Origin of the sequence: Janibacter limosus NBRC 16128 (assembly GCF_001570985.1) — a bacterium.
In the GTDB taxonomy this organism is placed as follows: domain Bacteria; phylum Actinomycetota; class Actinomycetes; order Actinomycetales; family Dermatophilaceae; genus Janibacter; species Janibacter limosus.
The window spans coordinates 1-18,202 of record NZ_BCSS01000045.1 but is presented as its reverse complement, the minus strand read 5'-3'; the positions used below and the strand labels follow the sequence as shown (position 1 = coordinate 18,202).

Genomic DNA, 18,202 nt, shown 5'->3' with positions numbered 1-18,202 from the left:
CGAGACCTTACCCGGCACCCGTGGAGCTGCGCTCCATGAGCAGTCCGGGGGTGTCCTCGTCGGGTCGCTGAGGGAGCTTGGTCTTGACCTTGGGTGCCTTGGCGTCCTGCGGCGTCGGCGGGACCTTTTCCTTCTGCAGGGCGTAGGTCATGACGTCCTTGAAGACGGGAGCCGCGACCGTGCCGCCGTAGTAGCCCTTGACCGGGCGCTGCAGGATGACGGAGACGACGAGCTGCGGGTCGTCGGCCGGGGCGAAGCCGATGAAGCTCGCGGTCTTGCCGGAGTACCCGCCCGCCTTGGGGTCGTATCGATCGGCCGTGCCCGTCTTGCCCGCGACGCGGTAGCCGTCGATCTTGGCCTGCGGGGCCGTGCCCTCCTTGGAGACCACGCCCTCGAGCATGTGCGAGACCTGGTTGGCCGTCTTCTTCGACACCGCCTGGGTGCGCTTGCCGGCGGGCGCGGGGTCCCAGCCGCCCTTGCCGTCGCCCACCTCCTTGACGAAGGTCGGACTGATCCGCACCCCGTCGTTGGCGATCGCCTGGAAGACATTGGTTACCTGGATGGCGGTCGTCGAGACGCCCTGGCCGTAGGTGATGGTCGCGCGCTGCGAGCCGTTCCACGTGTCGGCCGGGGGCAGCAGACCCGCGGACTCCCCCGGGAAGCCGGTCGTGCTCTTGCTGCCCAGTCCGAACTTCCGCAGATAGCTCTCGAGGGTCTTGGGCTTCATCGTCTCGCCGATGAGGATCGCGCCCGTGTTGCTCGACTCGGCCAAGGCGCCCGAGACCGTGCGGTACTCGTCGGGGTGGGGGTGGGAGTCCTTGAGCGTCTCGTTGCCGCGCCGTAGCGACCCCGGAAGGATCATCGGGGTGTTCGGCGTGATGTTGCCCTCCTCGAGCCCCGCGGCGACCGTCATGATCTTGGACGTCGATCCGGGCTCGAAGACATCGCTGAAGGCCAGGTTGGAGTAGACGCCGTCGCCGTCGCCCAAGTTGTTGGGGTCGAAGGTCGGGTAGGACGCCAGGGCGACGAGCTCGGCGGTGTCGACGCGCTGGACGACGATGGTGCCGGAGAGGGCCTCGGTCTGCTTGACCTGCTCGGCGAGGGCATTCTGGGCGTACCACTGCACGTCGTTGTCGATCGTCAGGCGCACATCCCGCCCGGAGGTCGCCGAGCTGACGTCGTCGGAGGCATTGGGCAGCCGCGAGCCGTCCTGGGCGATCTCGTAGGTCGCCTGACCGGGCGTGCCCTTGAGGACGTCGTCGAGCTGCAGCTCCAGGCCGCCACCGGCGGTCTGGTCCTGGGGCTGGACGAAGCCGACCAGGGAGGCGACCGTCGTCGACTGCGGGTAGGTGCGTTGTGAGCTGCGCTCGGAGTAGATGCCGGGGATGCCGAGGGCACTGATCCGACGCCAGGTGAGCGGCGAGATGTTCTTGGCCAGGACGCGGTAGCGCTGCGTGCCCGTGAGCTGGGGCTCCAGCGTGCTCGCGGACTCGCCGAGGATCTGCGCGAGGTCCTTGGCGGCGCCGTCGACACCGACCGTGGTGCGCTTGCCGTCGACCTTCTTCTTGTACTCGGTGACCGCGGTCTGGTCGACGACGACCGTGCGCCGCTCCTGGCTCTGCGCGAGCACGGTGTCGTTGGCGTCGTAGATCGTCCCGCGGTGCGCCGGGATCGCCTCGGTCTGGGTGCGCTGGCGCAGGGCGTCCGCGGCCACCGCCTCCGAGTCGAAGCCCTGGATCCGCAGCAGCTGGGCGGCGAAGAGACTGAGGACGATGAGCGAGACGACCATCAGACCGCGCATGCGGGCCCGAGGATTGCCGACGGCCGCGGGGGCGGCGGGACGCGTGCTGGCCGGCCGACGCGGCGCCGGGGAACGGCGGGGCGTGGAGGTCTTTGTGGCACGCGGCCGGGAGGTGGGCCGAGCGGCGATCTTCTTCGCCGGCTTCTGGGCCGTCGACTTCTTGGCGGTCGCCTTCTTGGGCACAGCCTTCTTGGGCGCAGCCTTCTTCGACGTCGCCTTCGACACCGGTCGCTGCTGACCGGCGGGACGTCCGGTGCCCCGCGGACGGTCAGGTCGGCGCTGCGTCAACGTGCGTCCCTCTCCTCGTCGGCGGCCTGGTGGTGATCGGTGGTGGTCAGTCCTTGGTGGAGGACGTCGAGCTCTTCTTCTTGTCCTTGTCCTTGTCCTTGGACGTGTCCTTGTCCTTGGAGCTGCTCTCGGTCTTGTCCCCGGAGGTCGTGCTCGACTCGTCCGCGGTGCTCGTCGCGGCTGCTCCCACGTTAAATCCGTCCGGCGTCTTCGCCACCTCCGCCACGCCGAGGACCTTGTCCTGGTCCACGTCGATGAAGGCGGCGCTCTGCGCGGGCACCATGCCGAGGTCGTCGGCGCGCACCGCCAGTCGCTGCGGGGAGGCCGTGTCGTTGATCTGGTGGGCCAGCGAGTCCTCGGTGTCGCTGAGGCTCGCCGAGCGCGCCTCGAGCGCGGAGACCTTGAAGGAGTCCTGTGCCATCAAGGTGTTGAACCCGAGGACGGCGGCGAGGCCCACGAGGAGCAGGGCCACGCACAGCACCGGGAACCACACGGAACCCGCGCGGTCAGCCGGGGTCACGACCTGGAGTGAGGTGCGCTCCCGGCTGGCGGGTGCGCGGCGGGCGACGGTGGTGGCGACGGTGGACTGGCTCATCGGTCAGGCACCTTTCCTCGGTCGGGACGGTCGGATGCGCTCGGCGGCGCGCAGGCGCACCGAGGCGGATCGGGGGTTGGTGGCCAGCTCGCGCTCACCGGGGGTCATCGCCCCTCGCGTCAGCAGGCGCAGCTCGGGTGCGTGGTCGGGCAGCTCGACGGGCAGATCCGGGGGCGAGGTGGACGTGGCACCGGCGGCCAAGGCCCGCTTGGTGATCCGGTCCTCGAGCGAGTGGAAGGACAGGACGGCGATCCGGCCGCCGAGGGCGATCCGGTCGAGTGCCACCGGCATCGCGCGGGCCCACCCGGCGAGCTCCTGGTTGACCTCGATCCGCAGGGCCTGGAAGGTGCGCTTGGCCGGGTGGCCACCGCCGCGCTGGGAGGCCATCGGGATCGTGGAGCGCAGCAACTCCACGAGGCGACCCGACCTGTCGAAGGGGGTGGCCTCCCGCTCGCGGACGATCGCGCGCGCGATCTTCTGCGCGAACCGCTCCTCGCCGTACTGGGACAGCACCCGAGCGAGCTCGCGTCCGTCGTAGGTGTTGAGCACATCGGCCGCGGTGACCCCGGTCGTGGCGTCCATCCGCATGTCCAGCGGGGCGTCATGGGCGTAGGCGAAGCCCCGCTCGGTCTCGTCCAGCTGCAGCGAGGAGACCCCGAGGTCGAAGAAGGCCGAGGTGACCTGCCCGATGCCGAGGTCGTCGAGGACCTCGTCGATCTCGTCGTTGACCGCGTGCACGAGGGTGACCCGCTCGCCGAAGGGTGCCAGCCGCTCCCCCGCCAGGCGCAGCGCCTGGGGGTCCCGGTCGATGCCGATGAGGTGCACCTGCGGGTCGGCCTGCAGGACCGCCTCGGCGTGCCCTCCCATGCCCAGGGTGCCGTCGACGTGGACCGCGCCCTCGATCGACAGGGCCGGGCCCAGGAGGTCGAGCACCTCGTCGAGCATCACCGGTACGTGACGGGAGGCCGCATCGCGGCCGGTGTCGGTGTCGGCGTGCTCCACGGTGCTCCCTTCGCTTGGTCGGTGGTGGTGGTGGTGATCCCTGGCTGTGTCTGCTGCTGCCACCTGGTCCCCATCCGGGACGATCCGGCCCGGGGGAAGTCGGGTCGGCGCCGTCTCGGCTGGAGGCCGGGTGGCAGCTGCCTCACATGAGTCCGGGGATCACCTCCTCGGACTGGTCGGCGAAGGCCTGCTCGGTGCTGGCGAGGTAGTCGTTCCACGCGGCCGTGTCCCAGACCTCGACGCGCGAGCCGGTGCCGATGACCGTGCAGTCACGGTCGAGGCCGGCGTACTGGCGCAGTGCGGCGGGCACGGTGACCCGCCCCTGCTTGTCGGGGATCTCGTCGCTGGCTCCGGAGAGGAAGACGCGCATGTAGTCACGCGCGGCCTTGCTGGAGGTGGGCGCCTCCTGGAACTTCTGCGTGACCTTGACGAACTCGTCCATCGGGAAGACGTAGAGGCAGCGCTCCTGGCCGCGGGTCATGACCAGACCGCCGGCGAGCTTGTCGCGGAACTTGGCGGGCAGGAAGAGGCGGCCCTTGTCGTCCAGCTTCGGGGTGTGGGTCCCGAGGAACATCGCGGCCACCCCCCTTCGTGTCGACCCGAATGGCTCCATGCGCTTCCTTGTTGCACCACTTTACTCCACCCAGGCCCTGAAGCCCACCTCGTGACGTCCACATCCGGCAAAAACTTGCTGAGTTTTCCCTGATAAATCAGGGATGGTGCAAAGTGGAGCAAAATCACCGCAAAATGGCCGAAGGGGGGTCCCTTCCCCGGTCCCGACGGCACCGGAGCAGGGTTGTCGGCCCCGTATTCCCCAGCCCGGGGTGGCGCGCCCGTAGGGTCGGGGGCACAGCGGAGCGAAGTGGGGCGGCACGGTCGTCCGGAACGGAGACTGGTGACCCTCAGCAGGGAGAGCGCCCCTTCAGCGCAGGCACCGAGCACGGACCTCGAGCACGTCGTGAGCGTCGGCGGGGCCCTCGCCGATGCCATGAACGCCGTGATCGAGGGCAAGCCCGATGTCGTCCGGACCGCGATCACCGCGCTCCTGGCCGAAGGCCACCTGCTCATCGAGGACGTCCCGGGGGTGGGCAAGACGATGCTCGCAAAGACGCTCGCGCGCAGCATCGATGCCTCCGTGCGCCGCGTGCAGTTCACGCCCGACCTGCTGCCGAGCGACATCACCGGCGTGAGCATCTACAACCAGGAGGAGCGCGAGTTCGAGTTCCGTCCCGGGGCGGTCTTCGCCAATGTCGTGGTCGGTGACGAGATCAACCGCGCCTCGCCCAAGGCGCAGTCGGCGCTCCTGGAGTGCATGGAGGAGGCGCAGGTGACGGTCGACGGCCACACCTACCCGCTGCCGCACCCCTTCATCATCATGGCGACGCAGAACCCCGTGGAGATGGAGGGCACCTACCCGCTGCCCGAGGCCCAGCGCGACCGCTTCATGGCACGCCTGTCGATGGGCTACCCCACCGCCGCCGCCGAGGTCGCGATGCTCGACCACCACGGCGCGAGCTCCCCGCTCGACCACCTGCGCCCGGTCACCGACGCCGAGGGCATCAGCCGACTGATCCGTGCGGTGCGCACGGTCCACGCGTCGCCTGCCGTGCGCCAGTACATCGTCGACATCGCAGCGGCCACCCGCGCCAGCTCGCTCATCCGGCTCGGGGCCTCCCCCCGTGCGACCCTTCACCTGCTGCGGGCCGGCCGCTCACGCGCCGCCCTCGACGGACGCGACCACGTGCTCCCCGACGACATCCAGGCCATCGCCCCTGTCGTGCTCGCCCACCGTCTGCTCCTCAGCAGCGAGGCCCAGCTGGCCCGCCGCGAGCCACTCGACATCGTGACCGAGCTCGTGCACCGCACGCGGGTCCCGGCTGCCAGATGAGGAGGACCCGGTGACGGCGCGAGGGCGACTCTTCCTCGGCGTCGGCACACTCATCACCCTCGCGGGGCTCGTCCTCGGCCTGCACGACCTCACCAAGATCGGCGTCCTGCTCCTCCTGCTGCCGGCCCTCGCGATGCTCCTCGCCCGGCGTGGCCTCGAGCTGGAGGTCTCACGGAGCGTTGCGCCGGTCCGGGTCAGCATCGACGCACCGGCCGATGTCACCGTGCACGTGCACAACGCCAGTCGCCTGCCGACCCCGCTCCTGCGTGGCGAGGAGGGACTGGCCTATGCGCTGGGCGACCGACCGCACCTGCTGGTGCCGAGCCTGGAGCGGGGCGAGACCCGCCGCATGTCCTACCGGGTGCGGGCCCACGTGCGCGGACGCCATCGCATCGGCCCGCTGACGGTGCGCGTCAACGACCCCTTCGGCCTCGCCACCCGGGCCGTGGACCTACCCGGCGAGTCCTCGTTGGTCGTCCTGCCTCGGGTCCTGGCGCTGACCCCGGTGCGGGGGGTGCCCGCCAGCGGGGGCGGCGAGACCTCCCGCTCCCCCCGGGTCGCTCTCCACGGCGAGGACGACGTGGGGGTGCGTGAGTACCGCATCGGGGACGACCTGCGCCGCATCCACTGGCGCTCGACGGCGCGCACTGGCGAGACGATGGTGCGCCAGGACGAGCAGCCCACGCGACGCCGCGCCCTGGTCCTGCTCGACGACCGTCAGTCGGTGCACGCGGGCACCGGCGACGGCGGGTCCTTCGAGTGGTCGGTGACGGCCGTGGCCTCGGTCGTCACCCTGCTCCTCGGCGAGCGCTTCGAGGTCCACCTGTCCCTCGCCTCCAACGAGGCAGGGGTCGTGCTGCCCGTCGAGAGCCTCGACCATGCGCTCGACCGGCTGGCGGCCGTGCAGCCGAGCGAGACCACCTCGCCCCGCGGTCTGGTGGAGGCCCTGGAGGACTTCACGCAGCACGGTGGGGGCCTCGTCGTCGGGATGCTCGGCACCCTCGAGGACGAGGTCACGACGATGTGCACGGCCAGTGCCCGCCACGGGATCGCCATGGTCGTCGACCGGGGCGGCTTCACCGACCAGAGCGTGACGACAGGTCCAGCCGACGCCACGGCGCACCGGCTGATGATCGGTGGGTGGCAGGCGGAGGTCGTGCACCCCGGCGACCACCTGGCGCAGGTCTGGGCCCGAGTGAGCCTGGCGCTGGGAGCCAGACGATGAGGCACGAGCCCAAGATCGTCGCCGGGCTGCTCGCCGCCGCAGCGACCATCGTCGTGATGCTCCCGATGCGTCACCTCTTCGACGAGCCCCCCTGGCTCGTCCCGGCCGTCGCCGGCGTGCTGACCGTGGCCGTCTCGGGCATGGCGCTGCGGGCTCTCACCGCGAGTGCCGGGCTGATCATCCTCGGGCAGACCCTCGTGGCCGCGCTCTACGTCCTCGTGACCCAGCTGGGCGAGACCACGCGGCTGCTCGTGCTGCCCACAGAACGGACAGCGACGGCACTCGTCGGGCACCTCGAGGAGGCCAGGACGACGATCACCACCTATGCGGCCCCCGCACCGGCCAAGCCGGGCATCGTCGTCGCCCTCGTCATCATCGTCGTCGTCGTGGCCCTGGCGGTGGACCTGTCGAGCGCGACGGCCGCCACGCCTGCGGTGGCCGGACTCCCTCTGCTGTCCCTCTTCCTCGTCTCCGCGGCCAACTCGGGTGGCTCCCTCAACGGCCTGTGGTTCGTCGTCGGCGCCGCGCTGTGGCTGGCCATGGTCGCCCACCAGTCCGACCTCGATCTGCAGGGGTGGGCGACGTCCATCCCGCTGATGTCGACTGGCGACGGCGACGGGATCGCCTCGCGGTCGCACCGTTGGCAGGCCGCGCGCGTGGGAGCCTTCGCGCTCGTGGCGGCCGTCGCGGTGGCGACCTTCGTCCCGCACCTGCCGACCCGCTACGTGCTCGACGGGCTCGGCCGAGGTGGTGGCGGTGGTGCCGGCGCGGCCGGGATGCGCCTGTCCACCGAGCTCGACCTCAAGCGGAGTCTCGAGTCCCCCAGCCAGGTCCCCGTCCTGCGCTACACGACCGACGACCCGACGCCACAGCCACTGCGCGTCGCCGTCGTCGAGGACTTCGAAGATGGCCTGGGTCAGATGCGATCGCGTGCCCTGGAGCCGGAGCAAGGATTCACCCCCAGGGATCCTCTGGCCCGCGTCCCGGACTCCATCGAGCGCGACCTGCGCTCCATCGTCGTGGAGGACAACGGGATCGCGGCACCGCAGCTGCCACTGCCATGGTTGACCCGATCAGCCGACCTGGGCGGCATCCCGTGGTCGATCGGTGCGGATGGCACGGCCCGGGTCCAGCGGACCCCGGGGACCTACTCGGCGTCCTTCGTCGAGCTGGCACCGGAGGACGAGGACTTCGTCGATCTCCCGGCGAGCAATACCGACACCAATGTCGACAACACCGCATACCGCGATGCCTACCTCAGCCTCGACAGCGGGTCGGTCGTCGAGATCTCCGAGCTGTCCGCCTCCCTGGCCGGCGTCGATGCCACACCCATCGAGATCGCCCAGTCCATCCAGGAGTACCTGCGCGGGCCTGACTTCGACTACAGCCTTGAGCTGCCCGCGAGGCCCGAGGGTCGCGACCCGATCGTCCACTTCCTCGACACCAAGGTCGGGTACTGCCAGCAGTTCGCGGCGACGATGACGCTGCTCGCCCGCTCGCGCGGCATCCCGGCCCGGGTCGTCGTCGGATTCCTGCCCGGCTCCAGCGCCAACGGCCGCGACCGCATCGTGCGCGCCAGCGATGCCCACGCCTGGCCGGAGCTGTACTTCGAGGGGGTGGGCTGGATGCGCTTCGAGCCGACCCCCGGCCAGCGCGCCGCCAGCGTCCCCGGGTACTCGATCCAGGTCACCGGCGAGACCGGCACCGACACGTCCACGAGCACGAGCGAGTCGTCGAGCAGCTCGAGTTCGCAGACCTCGCAGACCGATGACGCAGCGGTGCCCGAGACGGGCACCGGCACGGACGAGGGCGTCCCCCGCTGGGCGTGGTGGCTCCTCACCCTGTTGGCGCTGCTCGCGGTGCTGTCGATCCTGCCGGTCACGGCATGGCTCGCGCGGCGACGGGAGCGCCGCACCGCACGTGATGACGCAGAGCGCGTCGAGCGTGAGTGGCAGGAGCTGGTCGCCCGGCTCGACGACCTCGGCATCCGGCCCCCCGTGGGCTCGACCCCTCGCCAGGCCGGACGCTGGATCGGCCGTCGGATGCATCTGGAGCCGCCTCTCCAGGGGCAGCTCGATCACGTCGTGGCCACCCTGGAGCGGGCTCGCTACGCCGCCCCGGGAGACGACCTTCCCGCTGTCTCCCGGGAGGTCGGCGCGATCGTCGACCGGGTCCGCTCGACCCGACAGCGCTCGGCGCAGCTGCGCTCGATCCTGTGGCCGCAGGAGGGCGTCGAGGTCTGGCGCTCGTGGGGGCGCTCCATCGCCCGCCGGCTCACCCGGCGGCGCTGACACCCCCGACGGCGCTGACCACCCGCGCCCGACGACGAAGGGAGGCGCCCACCAGAAAAGTGAGCGCCTCCCTTCGGGCAGTGGTGCACATCAGTCGAGGTAGTCCCGCAGGACCTGCGAGCGGCTCGGGTGCCGCAGCTTGCTCATGGTCTTGGACTCGATCTGACGGATCCGCTCACGCGTCACGCCGTAGACCTTGCCGATCTCGTCGAGCGTCTTGGGCTGACCGTCGGTCAGACCGAAGCGCATCGAGACCACTCCGGCCTCGCGCTCGCTGAGCGTGTCGAGCACCGAGTGCAGCTGCTCCTGCAGGAGCGTGAAGCTCACGGCGTCGGCCGGCACGACCGCCTCCGAGTCCTCGATGAGATCACCGAACTCGGAGTCACCGTCCTCACCGAGCGGGGTGTGCAAGGAGATCGGCTCGCGGCCGTACTTCTGGACCTCGACGACCTTTTCGGGTGTCATGTCCAGCTCCTTGGCCAGCTCCTCCGGGGTGGGCTCGCGGCCCAGGTCCTGGAGCATCTGCCGCTGGACGCGGGCGAGCTTGTTGATGACCTCGACCATGTGCACCGGGATGCGGATGGTGCGCGCCTGGTCGGCCATCGCGCGGGTGATGGCCTGACGGATCCACCACGTCGCGTAGGTCGAGAACTTGTAGCCCTTGGTGTAGTCGAACTTCTCGACCGCGCGGATCAGACCGAGGTTGCCCTCCTGGATGAGGTCCAGGAAGAGCATCCCGCGACCCGTGTAGCGCTTGGCCAGCGAGACGACGAGACGCAGGTTGGCCTCGAGCAGGTGGTTCTTGGCGTTCTTGCCGTCCTGGGAGATCCACCACAGCTCACGCTTGAACTTCATGTCGATCTTTTCGCCCGAGGCGAGCTTTTCTTCGGCGAAGAGGCCGGCCTCGATGCGCTTGGCCAGCTCGACCTCCTGCTCGGCGTTGAGGAGGGCGACCTTGCTGATCTGCTTCAGGTAGTCCTTGACCGGGTCAGCGGTGGCGCCGGCGGTGACGACCTGCTGCGCAGGCGCGTCGTCCTCGTCATCGTTGCTGATGGTGAAGCCGGACTTCTCGTCCTGCTCCTCCGGCTTTTCCTTGGCCTTGGGCTCCTCGTGCAGGACATCGTCCTCGCCGGGCGCCGGCTCCTCGGCCGTGGTCGTCGTCGGGTTGGCCGCAGCCTTCTTCGCGGCGGCCTTCTTGGCGGCCGTCTTCTTGACGGCAGCCTTCTTGGCCGGCTCCGCAGCCGCAGCGGCCGCCGTCTTGGTGGCAGACGCGGTCTTGGTCGCGGCGGTCTTGGTGGCAGCCGTCTTGGTCGCGGCGGTCTTCTTCGTCGCGGCCTTCTTGGCCGGGGCCGCAGCCTTCTTCGTCACGGCCTTCTTGGTAGCAGCCTTCTTGGCGGGAGCCTTCTTCGCCGTGGTCTTCTTGGCAGTTGTCTCTGGCACCTGAACCTCGATTCCCTGGTCGTCCAACGCTCGCAGGACGACCCGTCCACGGCTGGGGCTGATCTTCGCCTCGCCGAATGCGGTCTGCAGCTGATCGCTGGTGATGGATCCGGTCGTGTGGCCCACTCGGACCAGCTCCTGGAGCGATGGGTGCGAGAACTCCTTGGGGAGGGAGCCCTGCGCCCCGTCGGACCGTGGGGACACAGCAGTCACCAACAACCTTTCGTCACGGAGGTGTGCGCCGGGTGTGCGATGGGGGTGGCGTATCGACCCCGTCTGCCCGACTCGCCCGGACGCTGCGCGCTGGGCTCAACACCATTATAAAACGTGTCCCCCGTAAAAGCAGCAGCGGGCGTCCCACAGACGCCCGCTGCTGCTCTCAAGTGCGGAAAATCAGCGTGCCTTGACGGCCAACACGTCGCAGGGCGCGTCGAGCAGCACACGCTGTGCGTTGGAGCCGAGGATGAGCTTGCCGACCGGCGTCCGCTTGCGCAGGCCGATGATGATCAGGCTGGCTCCGGTCTCCTCGGCGACGACGATGAGGTCCTCGGCCGGCTCCTTGCCACGCACGAGACCGCGGACCTCGCCCTCGACGCCCGCCTCATCGAGACGGCTGCGCACCTGCTTGAGGTCCTCTTCGTTCTTGCGAGCGCTGTCGCCGCTCAGCCCGGCGCCCCCACGGTCGGAGTGGATGACGACGAGGTTGTCCTTGCGCAGACGACACTCCTCGAAGGCTCGCTCGAGAGCGGCTTCGCCCTCCTTGGTGGACACATATCCCACGACGATCGTCATCGTTGCTCCTCGTCAGAACTGGTGGTGCGGACTTGACCTGAGCCAGACGCTACACCGCGCCGGCGTGACCTGTCCCACTCGTCAGGTCCGTGTCGCCCGTCGAAGATCCGGCGACGACCTCCCGCAGCAGGGTGGCCACCTGGTCGACCTCGGTGAGGAAGCCGTCGTGTCCCACGATCGAGGTGATCGTGGCGAGCTCGGCGCCGGCGTGCGCCCGGGCCACCTCCTCCGACAGACGAGGTGGGTAGAGCCGGTCGGAGTCGACGGGGACGAGCACCAGCCGGCCGGCGAAGGGGGCCAGCGCTGCGGCCATCCCGCCACGGCCGCGACCGATGTCGTGGGAGTTCATCGCCTCGGTCAGCACGATGTAGGAGTTGGCGTCGAAACGTCCGGCGAGCTTGCCGCCGTGGTGGTCCAGGTAGCTCTCGACGGTGAAGCGCGGACGGCCGGACTCCCCCGGAGCCTCGTCCTGCTCGTCACGGCCGAAGCGCTCGTGCAGCTCGATCTCGCTGCGGTAGGTGACGTGCGCGATGCGGCGCGCGATGCCCAGACCGACCTCGGGGCCCTGTCGCTGCTCGTAGTAGTCACCACCGGCGAACCACGGATCGTTGCGGATCGCGAGGACCTGGGTCTGGCTCCAGGCGATCTGCTCGGCCGTCGCGTACCCGCTGGACGCGAGCGCGACGGCGGTGCGCACCCGGTCGGGGTGGGAGGCGACCCACTCGAGGGTGCGCATGCCACCCATCGAGCCACCGACCACGGTGTGCCAGTGCGCGATGTCCAGGGCGTCGGCCAGCCGGGCCTCGGCTGCAACCTGGTCGCGGATGGTCACGCGCGGGAAGCGGCTGCCCCACGGGCGCCCGTCTGCGGCTGGGGTGCCCGGGCCGGTGCTGCCCTGACAGCCGCCGAGCACGTTGATCGCCACGACGAAGTACTCGTCGGTGTCGAGCAGGGCACCCGAACCGACCAGACCCGGCCACCAGCCGGCCGTGGGGTGTCCCGGGCCCACTGGTCCCACGACATGGCTGTCGCCGGTGAGTGCGTGCTCCACGAGGATGGCGTTGTCCCGGGCCGCGTTGAGCTCGCCCCAGGTCTCGTAGGCGAGGACGACATCGGGCAGGTGGTCACCGGACTCGAGCGTCAGGCCACCGATGGCAAGGAACTGGCGGTCGCCGACGGGATCACCCTCGCGCCACAGCGCGGCGCTGGTGGGGGGTGTGGTGGTAACACTCATCAGGATGTCTCCCGGGGCTCGCCTTGCCACATCACTGCGATGCAGCCAGGTCATCACCCGGGGCACCCCGTCGCGAGGAGGGTTGCCGGCCAGCGAGCCGGGGCTTGACGCTGGCGCTCATGACCTGCCGTCCATGCTAGCCGCAGGGGTGGCCGGTGATCGAGTCCGGGTCCGGTGTGCGGACGGGCTCAGGCAGCCGAGTCGCCTGCCACGTCGAGGTCGTGCGCCTCCCAGGGGCGCAGCCCTTCGCAGAGCAGTCGCAGGAGCAGGTCCGCGAGCCGGTGCTCCGGATCGACCTCGAGGGCACGCTCGAGGCAGGTCCCGGCGATGGTGCCGTCACCGGTCCACCAGGCCACCAGGGCCATGAGCGCGAGCAGCGAGGGCGTGAGCTCCACGGGCACGAGCCGGGTCAGCTCAGCCAGGCGTACCCGCACGGCCACGAGGTCCTCGTGGTGGCCGGCGTGCGGCGTCCCCGGCTGCTCAGCCGCCCAGGCGCACCGGGCGAGGGCGCGGCCGGCCAGGCGGACGTGGGCCGCCGACAGGGAGCCCAATGGCATCGTGCCGGGGCACAGCACCGCCAGCAGCGCGTCCCGCCAGTCGACGTCGAGCACGGATGTGGCCAGGAGCAACAGCTCGTCGTCGCGCAGGTCGTCCACGGCGATGGCCCCGTCGGAGGGGTCGAGGAGTCTCGCCCAGGCACGCAGGACCATCTCCTCGTCGGCCGGCACCCCCAGCGGGTGTCGGGCCCGGGCCACGGCGGCAGCCCGCTCCTCGTCACGCTCCGGCAGAGCGCCCCGCACGAGGTGGTCGCGACTCGGCAGCGGGTAGACCCCTGCGTGGACGAAGGGAGCGACCGCCGGGACGTCCTCGGGTCTGGGCAGCTGCCGGACCACGGTGTGCCCGCACCCGTCGCTCATGTGGACGTGCTCACCCCGGACGAGGAGCTGGTGCCCCACGTCGATCCGGGCCGAGCCGGCTGCCTCGGTCAGTGCGTCGACGAGCAGCACGGACTCCCCCGGGTCGTCCTCGTAGGCGATGAGCATGATGCCCGTCGCTCCCTCGCGCTGGGCGACGGCGAGTGCATGGCGGGCGCTGGCCCGTGCGGCCTGTGGATCCGACGGGAGGTCGTGGCGCTGGAGCATACCGAGGCACCGGCCGTGCATGACGACCAGGACGACGGACGGGCCGGGGTGGTAGCCGAGCTGGTACGGCAGGACGACGATGAGCTCGAGCGGGTTGCGTGGTCTGGCGATGGTTGTCATGCGACAAATCTGGCCCCTGCCGAGGTGCTCGGCAGGGGCCAGATTTTGTTGTGGAAGCTCGCGTGAGAGCCTCCGCGCTTGTGGATCAGTCGGGCACGACGTAGGACGGCACGGGCTGCTCCCACTGCTGCTGGGCCGACCACTGCGGACCGGGCTGCTGCGGGCCGGACTGCTGCCCAGCGGCCCACTGGTCCCGGGCGGCCATCCCCTGCTCCCAAGCGATGAACTCCTCGGTCTCGCGCACGAGCGTGGCTGCGACCCAACCGATGACCATCACGTCGTCGACGAGGCCGAGCACGAGGAGCAGGCCCTCGGGCACGACGTCGATCGGTGAGACGACGTAGCCGACCCCGGCGAGGAGCATGAGCAGTCGCGCGGAGGTCAGGCCGGTGTACTGACCCGAGCGGACCGCTCGCACCATCCGTGGCACGGCACGCAGTCGCTGCCACAGGCTGGGTCCGCCCGGGTGCGCAGCGGTACGGACGGCCGACGCGAGGTACGCGGCGTTACGGACGCGGTGAGTGGCCATGGAGGTCTCCTGACGCTCGGGCGCTCCCGGTCCGGGTGCGCTCCCGTCCATCCAACGTAGCGGGTTCGCCCGGGATTCCCCACGGTCAGTCCGTGGAGACGCGGCTCTCGTCGGACCCACGCTGCGCGACCCGGCCCTCGGCCCGGCTCACCCAGAAGTCAGCACCCTCGATCCCCAGCTCCCGCGGGTCGAACTGCGGGTCGACACCCTGCTTCTTCTGCTGGCGGTAGTCCTTCAGCGCCTTCAGCGCCGGGATCTGCAGAACCAGGATGCCCACGATGTTGAGCCAGGCCATCGTGCCGACACCGATGTCGCCGAGCCCCCAGGCTGATCCGGCGGTGGTCACGGCGCCGTAGGCCACGGAGCACAGGATCAGCAGCTGCAGGGCACGGATCATGCCGCGGCGCACGACGGCACTGCGGATCTTGCGCGTCAGGTAGGACAGGTTGACCTCGGCCATGTAGTAGTACGCGACCATCGTGGTGAAGGCGAAGAAGGCCAACGCCAGCGCCACGAAGCTCGAGCCCAACCCAGGGGCCAGGGTGTCGAAGCCGGCCTGGACGAAGCCCGGTCCGGGCTCGACGTCGGTCCCGATCGCGCCGACGTAGTGCGTCGCGCTGCCGTACTCCTCGTTCTTGAAGACGGTGTACATGTCGGTCGAGATGATGATGAAGGCCGTTGCAGTGCAGACGAAGAGGGTGTCGATGTACACCGCGAACGCCTGGACGAAGCCCTGCTTGGCGGGGTGCGAGACCTCGGCGGCGGCCGCGTGGTGGGGTCCGGTGCCCTGACCGGCCTCGTTGGAGTAGATGCCCCGCTGCACGCCCCACTTGATGGCCAGACCGATGATCGCGCCGTAGACCGCGTGCGCCCCGAAGGCGCCGGCGAAGATCTCCCCGAAGACCTTGGGGATCTCGCCGAAGTTCACGAAGAACACGATGAGCGAACACAGGATGTACAGGATCGCCATCGGCGGCACCACGAGGGCGGCGAAGGTGGCGATCCGCTTGACACCGCCGACCACGATGAAGGACAGCGCGATGACGATGCCGATCGCCGTCGCCCACGTGGGGACGCCCCAGGCGCCGTTCATCGCCGAGGCCATGCCGTTGGCCTGCACGCCGGGGAGGAAGAAACTCATCGCGAAGACGGTGACGATCGCGAAGACGATGGCGTAGACGAGCGAAAAGGTCTTGGCCTTGTGGGCATAGGCCTTCTCGAAGTAGTAGGCCGGACCACCGCGGTACTCACCGGTGTCCGGGTCCTGCTCCTTGTAGATCTGACCGAGCGTGCACTCGACGAAGGAGGTCGCGGCCCCGAGGAGGGCGACGGTCCACATCCAGAAGACGGCGCCCGCCCCGCCGAAGGCGATGGCGGTGGCGACGCCACCGATGTTGCCCATGCCGACCCGGTTGGCCAGGGACATCATCAGGGACTGGAAGGACGAGGTGCCGTTCACCGACTTCTCGCCGTCACGCAGCTGCGCGAGCATGTCCGGCAGCGAGGTCTGCACCGCCTTGGTCCGGATGGTGAAGTACAGACCGGCGATGAGGCACAGCCCCACGAGTGGGATCGACCAGACCACCCCGTTGGTCGCGTCGACGAGCTCGGCAAAAGACACGGATGTTCCCTCTCGGTGCACTGTCTGGACAAAACACGGGGACGCTACCGCAGCAGCGTCCCCGTGTCAGCGCGGGACGCGCCCGTCGCCTGTCGTGTGCCTCAGACGCCCGGCGTGCTCGCGATCGCGCGAGGAAATTCCTTGCGCACGTGCTCGGCGAGCTGGCGCATCAGCCACACGTCCATCCCGGCGCCGACGGCGCCCCCGACGACGGGAACCGCCTTGCCGAAGCGGGCGAAGACGCCCTTGCCCGCGGAGGAGAGGATGCGAAAGCCCACCGCCTTGTTGACGACCATGAGTGCGGGTCCGGGCAGCCGCTGGGCAGCCATGCCGGCCAGTCGCCCGGTCGGCGCGACCATGCCGGCCTTGGCGAGCAGGTCCTGGGCGTCGGCGCCGACGAGGCTCAGCAGCACCGCGGAGCGGATCTCGGGCTGCGCGAGGTCGTACCCGCGCAGCGTGGCCACGGCCGCGGACATCCGGGTGGCCAGGACGTAGAAGCCCAGGACATTGGCCGGCAGCGCGACGACCATCGTCGCGAAGCCCCCGAGGTTGGTGACGAAGCCGGCGGCACCAGCGAGCTTGAGGTGGTCAGCGATCACCTCGTCGACGGCCTTGTCGACGTCACCTCCATGCTTGGCGCGCGCCCTGTCGGCGACCGTGGTCGCGGAGTCGAAGGGCCCACGACCGTCGATGCCGGTCTCGAGGAGGTTTTCGACGAGCTTGAGGGAGGAGCTGGCGAGTGCGCCCTCGTTCTCGGGGTTCTTGGCCTGCTCCAGCGCGGTGCGCGTGTCCTTGACCTGCTTCGTGCGGCCGAAGCCGAGACGGTCGGAGATGAATCCCATGTGACGTCCTCTCAGTGGGTACTGCTGGTCCGGTTTCGCATCCTGCCACGGGTAGCCTCACGCTCCGTGGGTGCAATCGAGCCGGGAGCAGTCGTCGTCGGTGTCGACGGGGTGGGTGCCGTCGTGCCCCCGGACGGGCCCGCGGTGCTGGCGGGGGACCTCCCTTCGCTCATGGCCGCCCTCTCCCCCGGCACCCGCTATGTCACCTGGTCCGCGACCTCGGTCGCGCCCCTGATCGCCGCCGGTGCGGTGCTCGACCGCACGTGGGACGTCGCCGAGGTCCACCGGCTCGTCCACGGGGGTTGGGCCGCCGGCCCCGAGCGGACCTGGGCTGCGGTGCACGGCCTCGACGCCGATGCCGCGCCGAGCGCACCCAGCGGTGACCTCTTCGACCTGCTTGCCGACGAGGTGCCGGCCGAGCAGCTGGTCCTCGACAGCGGGTACCTGCGCGCCGACGCGGTGACCGGCGCCTGGCTGACGACGCCGCAGCGCTGCGCAGCCTTCGCCGAGGCGGCTCGCCAGGTTGCCACCGTCCAGCACGAAGGGATGACCGCCCGCGGTCATCGTGCGGTCGCCACCGCGCACGCCGAGTCGGCTGCGGCGGTGCTGTGCGTCGAGCTCGAGCAGGGCGGCCTGCCCATCGACCGCCAGACCGTGCGGGCCCTCGTCGCCGACGCTGCTGGCGACGAGCCACACACGGTCGAGGAGGAGCTGGCCTCCCGGGCGACGCGTGACGCGCCGGTCCTCGCGGCGCTGCCCGGCACCGGTCACGTCGATCTGCGCAACCCTGCCCAGGTCAAGGCGATGCTCGCCCGCGCCGGCATCGACGTGCCCTCGACGCGCAAGTGGGTCCTGGAGGCCCACGTCGGCACGCACCCTGTCGTCCCGGCGCTCCTGGAGTGGCGCAGACGGGAGCGGATCGCGACGACCTACGGGTGGCGCTGGCTGCGCGAGCACGTCGGCCCCGACGACCGCCTCCGCGGCGCGTGGGCAGCGTGCGACGGCGCGGCGGGTCGGATGACCGCGCAGGCGGGCCTGCACAACCTCCCGTCAGAGCTGCGCCCCGCGGTCGCCGCCGAGCCCGGGTGCGCCCTCGTGCGTGCCGACCTCGGGCAGGTCGAGCCACGGGTCCTGGCGGCGGTCTCACGGGACGAAGCCTTCGCCGCGGCCACGCGAGAGGACGATCTCTACGCCCCTGTCGCTGCTCGCCTGGGGGTGGAGCGTCCGGTGGCCAAGATCGCGGTGCTCGCTGCGATGTACGGCCAGCGCTCAGGGCCGGCCGCCGAGGCGCTCAAGGGCTTGGAGCGCGAGTACCCGGTCGCGATGGCCCACCTGCAGCGGGCGCAGGAGCGCGGTCGGCGCGGCGAGCCGGTCCGCACCTTCGGCGGGCGG

At 70.4% G+C, this 18,202-nt stretch carries 16 protein-coding genes and 1 riboswitch; of the genes, 5 read left to right on the top strand and 11 right to left on the bottom strand.

The window, feature by feature from the left end:
• Window positions 1-7: 7 nt before the first annotated feature.
• Window positions 8-1,801 (bottom strand): peptidoglycan D,D-transpeptidase FtsI family protein, encoded by a 1,794-nt coding sequence (locus tag JLI01S_RS14175; RefSeq protein WP_068265762.1) that lies wholly within the window; start codon window positions 1,799-1,801, stop codon window positions 8-10.
• On the opposite strand from JLI01S_RS14175, the gene JLI01S_RS17045 reads away from it, so the two are divergent.
• Window positions 1,773-2,039 (top strand): hypothetical protein, encoded by a 267-nt coding sequence (locus JLI01S_RS17045; protein WP_157074973.1) that lies wholly within the window; start codon window positions 1,773-1,775, stop codon window positions 2,037-2,039. The two genes, JLI01S_RS14175 and JLI01S_RS17045, sit on opposite strands and share 29 nt — an antisense overlap.
• A 96-nt stretch (window positions 2,040-2,135) precedes the next feature.
• On the opposite strand, the gene ftsL is transcribed toward JLI01S_RS17045, so the two are convergent.
• The 3 genes from ftsL to mraZ form a co-directional block, all read right to left on the bottom strand.
• Window positions 2,136-2,684: a cell division protein FtsL gene (gene ftsL / locus JLI01S_RS14170; RefSeq protein WP_068265760.1), complete on the bottom strand. Its 549-nt coding sequence runs from the start codon at window positions 2,682-2,684 to the stop codon at window positions 2,136-2,138.
• Between the two features lie 3 nt (window positions 2,685-2,687).
• Window positions 2,688-3,686: a 16S rRNA (cytosine(1402)-N(4))-methyltransferase RsmH gene (gene rsmH / locus JLI01S_RS14165; protein ID WP_068265758.1), complete on the bottom strand. Its 999-nt coding sequence runs from the start codon at window positions 3,684-3,686 to the stop codon at window positions 2,688-2,690.
• Between the two features lie 142 nt (window positions 3,687-3,828).
• Window positions 3,829-4,260, bottom strand: coding sequence for a division/cell wall cluster transcriptional repressor MraZ (mraZ, locus tag JLI01S_RS14160; RefSeq protein WP_068265756.1), 432 nt, complete (start codon window positions 4,258-4,260; stop codon window positions 3,829-3,831).
• A gap of 321 nt (window positions 4,261-4,581) precedes the next feature.
• On the opposite strand from mraZ, the gene JLI01S_RS14155 reads away from it, so the two are divergent.
• The 3 genes from JLI01S_RS14155 to JLI01S_RS14145 are packed head-to-tail and all read left to right on the top strand — an operon-like array spanning window position 4,582 to window position 9,090.
• Window positions 4,582-5,574 carry an AAA family ATPase gene (locus tag JLI01S_RS14155; RefSeq protein WP_174521328.1) on the top strand — a complete coding sequence of 331 codons (993 nt, stop codon included), beginning with the start codon at window positions 4,582-4,584 and terminating at the stop codon, window positions 5,572-5,574.
• A gap of 10 nt (window positions 5,575-5,584) precedes the next feature.
• Window positions 5,585-6,799 carry a DUF58 domain-containing protein gene (locus tag JLI01S_RS14150; RefSeq protein ID WP_068265754.1) on the top strand — a complete coding sequence of 405 codons (1,215 nt, stop codon included), beginning with the start codon at window positions 5,585-5,587 and terminating at the stop codon, window positions 6,797-6,799.
• On the top strand, window positions 6,796-9,090 hold the full coding sequence (locus tag JLI01S_RS14145; RefSeq protein ID WP_068265752.1) for a transglutaminase TgpA family protein: 2,295 nt from the start codon (window positions 6,796-6,798) through the stop codon (window positions 9,088-9,090). Before JLI01S_RS14150 ends, JLI01S_RS14145 begins: the two co-directional genes overlap by 4 nt.
• A 90-nt stretch (window positions 9,091-9,180) precedes the next feature.
• Here JLI01S_RS14145 and JLI01S_RS14140 read toward each other — a convergent pair whose 3' ends face one another.
• The 7 genes from JLI01S_RS14140 to JLI01S_RS14110 form a co-directional block, all read right to left on the bottom strand.
• A complete protein-coding gene (locus tag JLI01S_RS14140) occupies window positions 9,181-10,656 on the bottom strand; it encodes an RNA polymerase sigma factor (RefSeq protein WP_439645580.1) in 1,476 nt (491 codons plus the stop codon).
• A 267-nt stretch (window positions 10,657-10,923) separates the two neighbouring features.
• Window positions 10,924-11,322: a universal stress protein gene (locus JLI01S_RS14135; RefSeq protein ID WP_068265748.1), complete on the bottom strand. Its 399-nt coding sequence runs from the start codon at window positions 11,320-11,322 to the stop codon at window positions 10,924-10,926.
• A 49-nt stretch (window positions 11,323-11,371) separates the two neighbouring features.
• Window positions 11,372-12,556, bottom strand: a complete 1,185-nt coding sequence (gene metX, locus JLI01S_RS14130; protein ID WP_068265746.1) for a homoserine O-acetyltransferase MetX — start codon at window positions 12,554-12,556, stop codon at window positions 11,372-11,374.
• Window positions 12,557-12,571: 15 nt separating this feature from the next.
• A riboswitch (SAM riboswitch) is annotated at window positions 12,572-12,681 on the bottom strand.
• A 63-nt stretch (window positions 12,682-12,744) separates the two neighbouring features.
• On the bottom strand, window positions 12,745-13,818 hold the full coding sequence (locus JLI01S_RS14125) for a DUF4192 domain-containing protein (protein WP_068265744.1): 1,074 nt from the start codon (window positions 13,816-13,818) through the stop codon (window positions 12,745-12,747).
• Window positions 13,819-13,903: 85 nt separating this feature from the next.
• Entirely contained in the window at window positions 13,904-14,347 is a 444-nt protein-coding gene (locus tag JLI01S_RS14120; protein WP_068265742.1) for a YkvA family protein, read from the bottom strand.
• Between the two features lie 85 nt (window positions 14,348-14,432).
• Window positions 14,433-15,968, bottom strand: coding sequence for an alanine/glycine:cation symporter family protein (locus JLI01S_RS14115; protein WP_068265740.1), 1,536 nt, complete (start codon window positions 15,966-15,968; stop codon window positions 14,433-14,435).
• Between the two features lie 101 nt (window positions 15,969-16,069).
• On the bottom strand, window positions 16,070-16,810 hold the full coding sequence (locus JLI01S_RS14110; protein WP_068265738.1) for an EcsC family protein: 741 nt from the start codon (window positions 16,808-16,810) through the stop codon (window positions 16,070-16,072).
• Between the two features lie 66 nt (window positions 16,811-16,876).
• Here JLI01S_RS14110 and JLI01S_RS14105 point away from each other — a divergent pair.
• Window positions 16,877-18,202, top strand: a 1,326-nt coding sequence (locus JLI01S_RS14105; RefSeq protein WP_068265736.1) for a DNA polymerase, incomplete at its 3' end; no start/stop codon positions are given.

Coding starts and splice junctions, on each gene's coding strand:
- JLI01S_RS17045 (WP_157074973.1), top strand. CDS start 1,773: ATGAGCGAGACGACCATCAGACCGCGCATGCGGGCCCGAGGATTGCCG.
- JLI01S_RS14175 (WP_068265762.1), bottom strand. CDS start 1,801: ATGCGCGGTCTGATGGTCGTCTCGCTCATCGTCCTCAGTCTCTTCGCC.
- ftsL (WP_068265760.1), bottom strand. CDS start 2,684: ATGAGCCAGTCCACCGTCGCCACCACCGTCGCCCGCCGCGCACCCGCC.
- mraZ (WP_068265756.1), bottom strand. CDS start 4,260: ATGTTCCTCGGGACCCACACCCCGAAGCTGGACGACAAGGGCCGCCTC.
- JLI01S_RS14145 (WP_068265752.1), top strand. CDS start 6,796: ATGAGGCACGAGCCCAAGATCGTCGCCGGGCTGCTCGCCGCCGCAGCG.
- JLI01S_RS14135 (WP_068265748.1), bottom strand. CDS start 11,322: ATGACGATCGTCGTGGGATATGTGTCCACCAAGGAGGGCGAAGCCGCT.
- metX (WP_068265746.1), bottom strand. CDS start 12,556: ATGAGTGTTACCACCACACCCCCCACCAGCGCCGCGCTGTGGCGCGAG.
- JLI01S_RS14125 (WP_068265744.1), bottom strand. CDS start 13,818: ATGACAACCATCGCCAGACCACGCAACCCGCTCGAGCTCATCGTCGTC.
- JLI01S_RS14120 (WP_068265742.1), bottom strand. CDS start 14,347: ATGGCCACTCACCGCGTCCGTAACGCCGCGTACCTCGCGTCGGCCGTC.
- JLI01S_RS14110 (WP_068265738.1), bottom strand. CDS start 16,810: ATGGGATTCATCTCCGACCGTCTCGGCTTCGGCCGCACGAAGCAGGTC.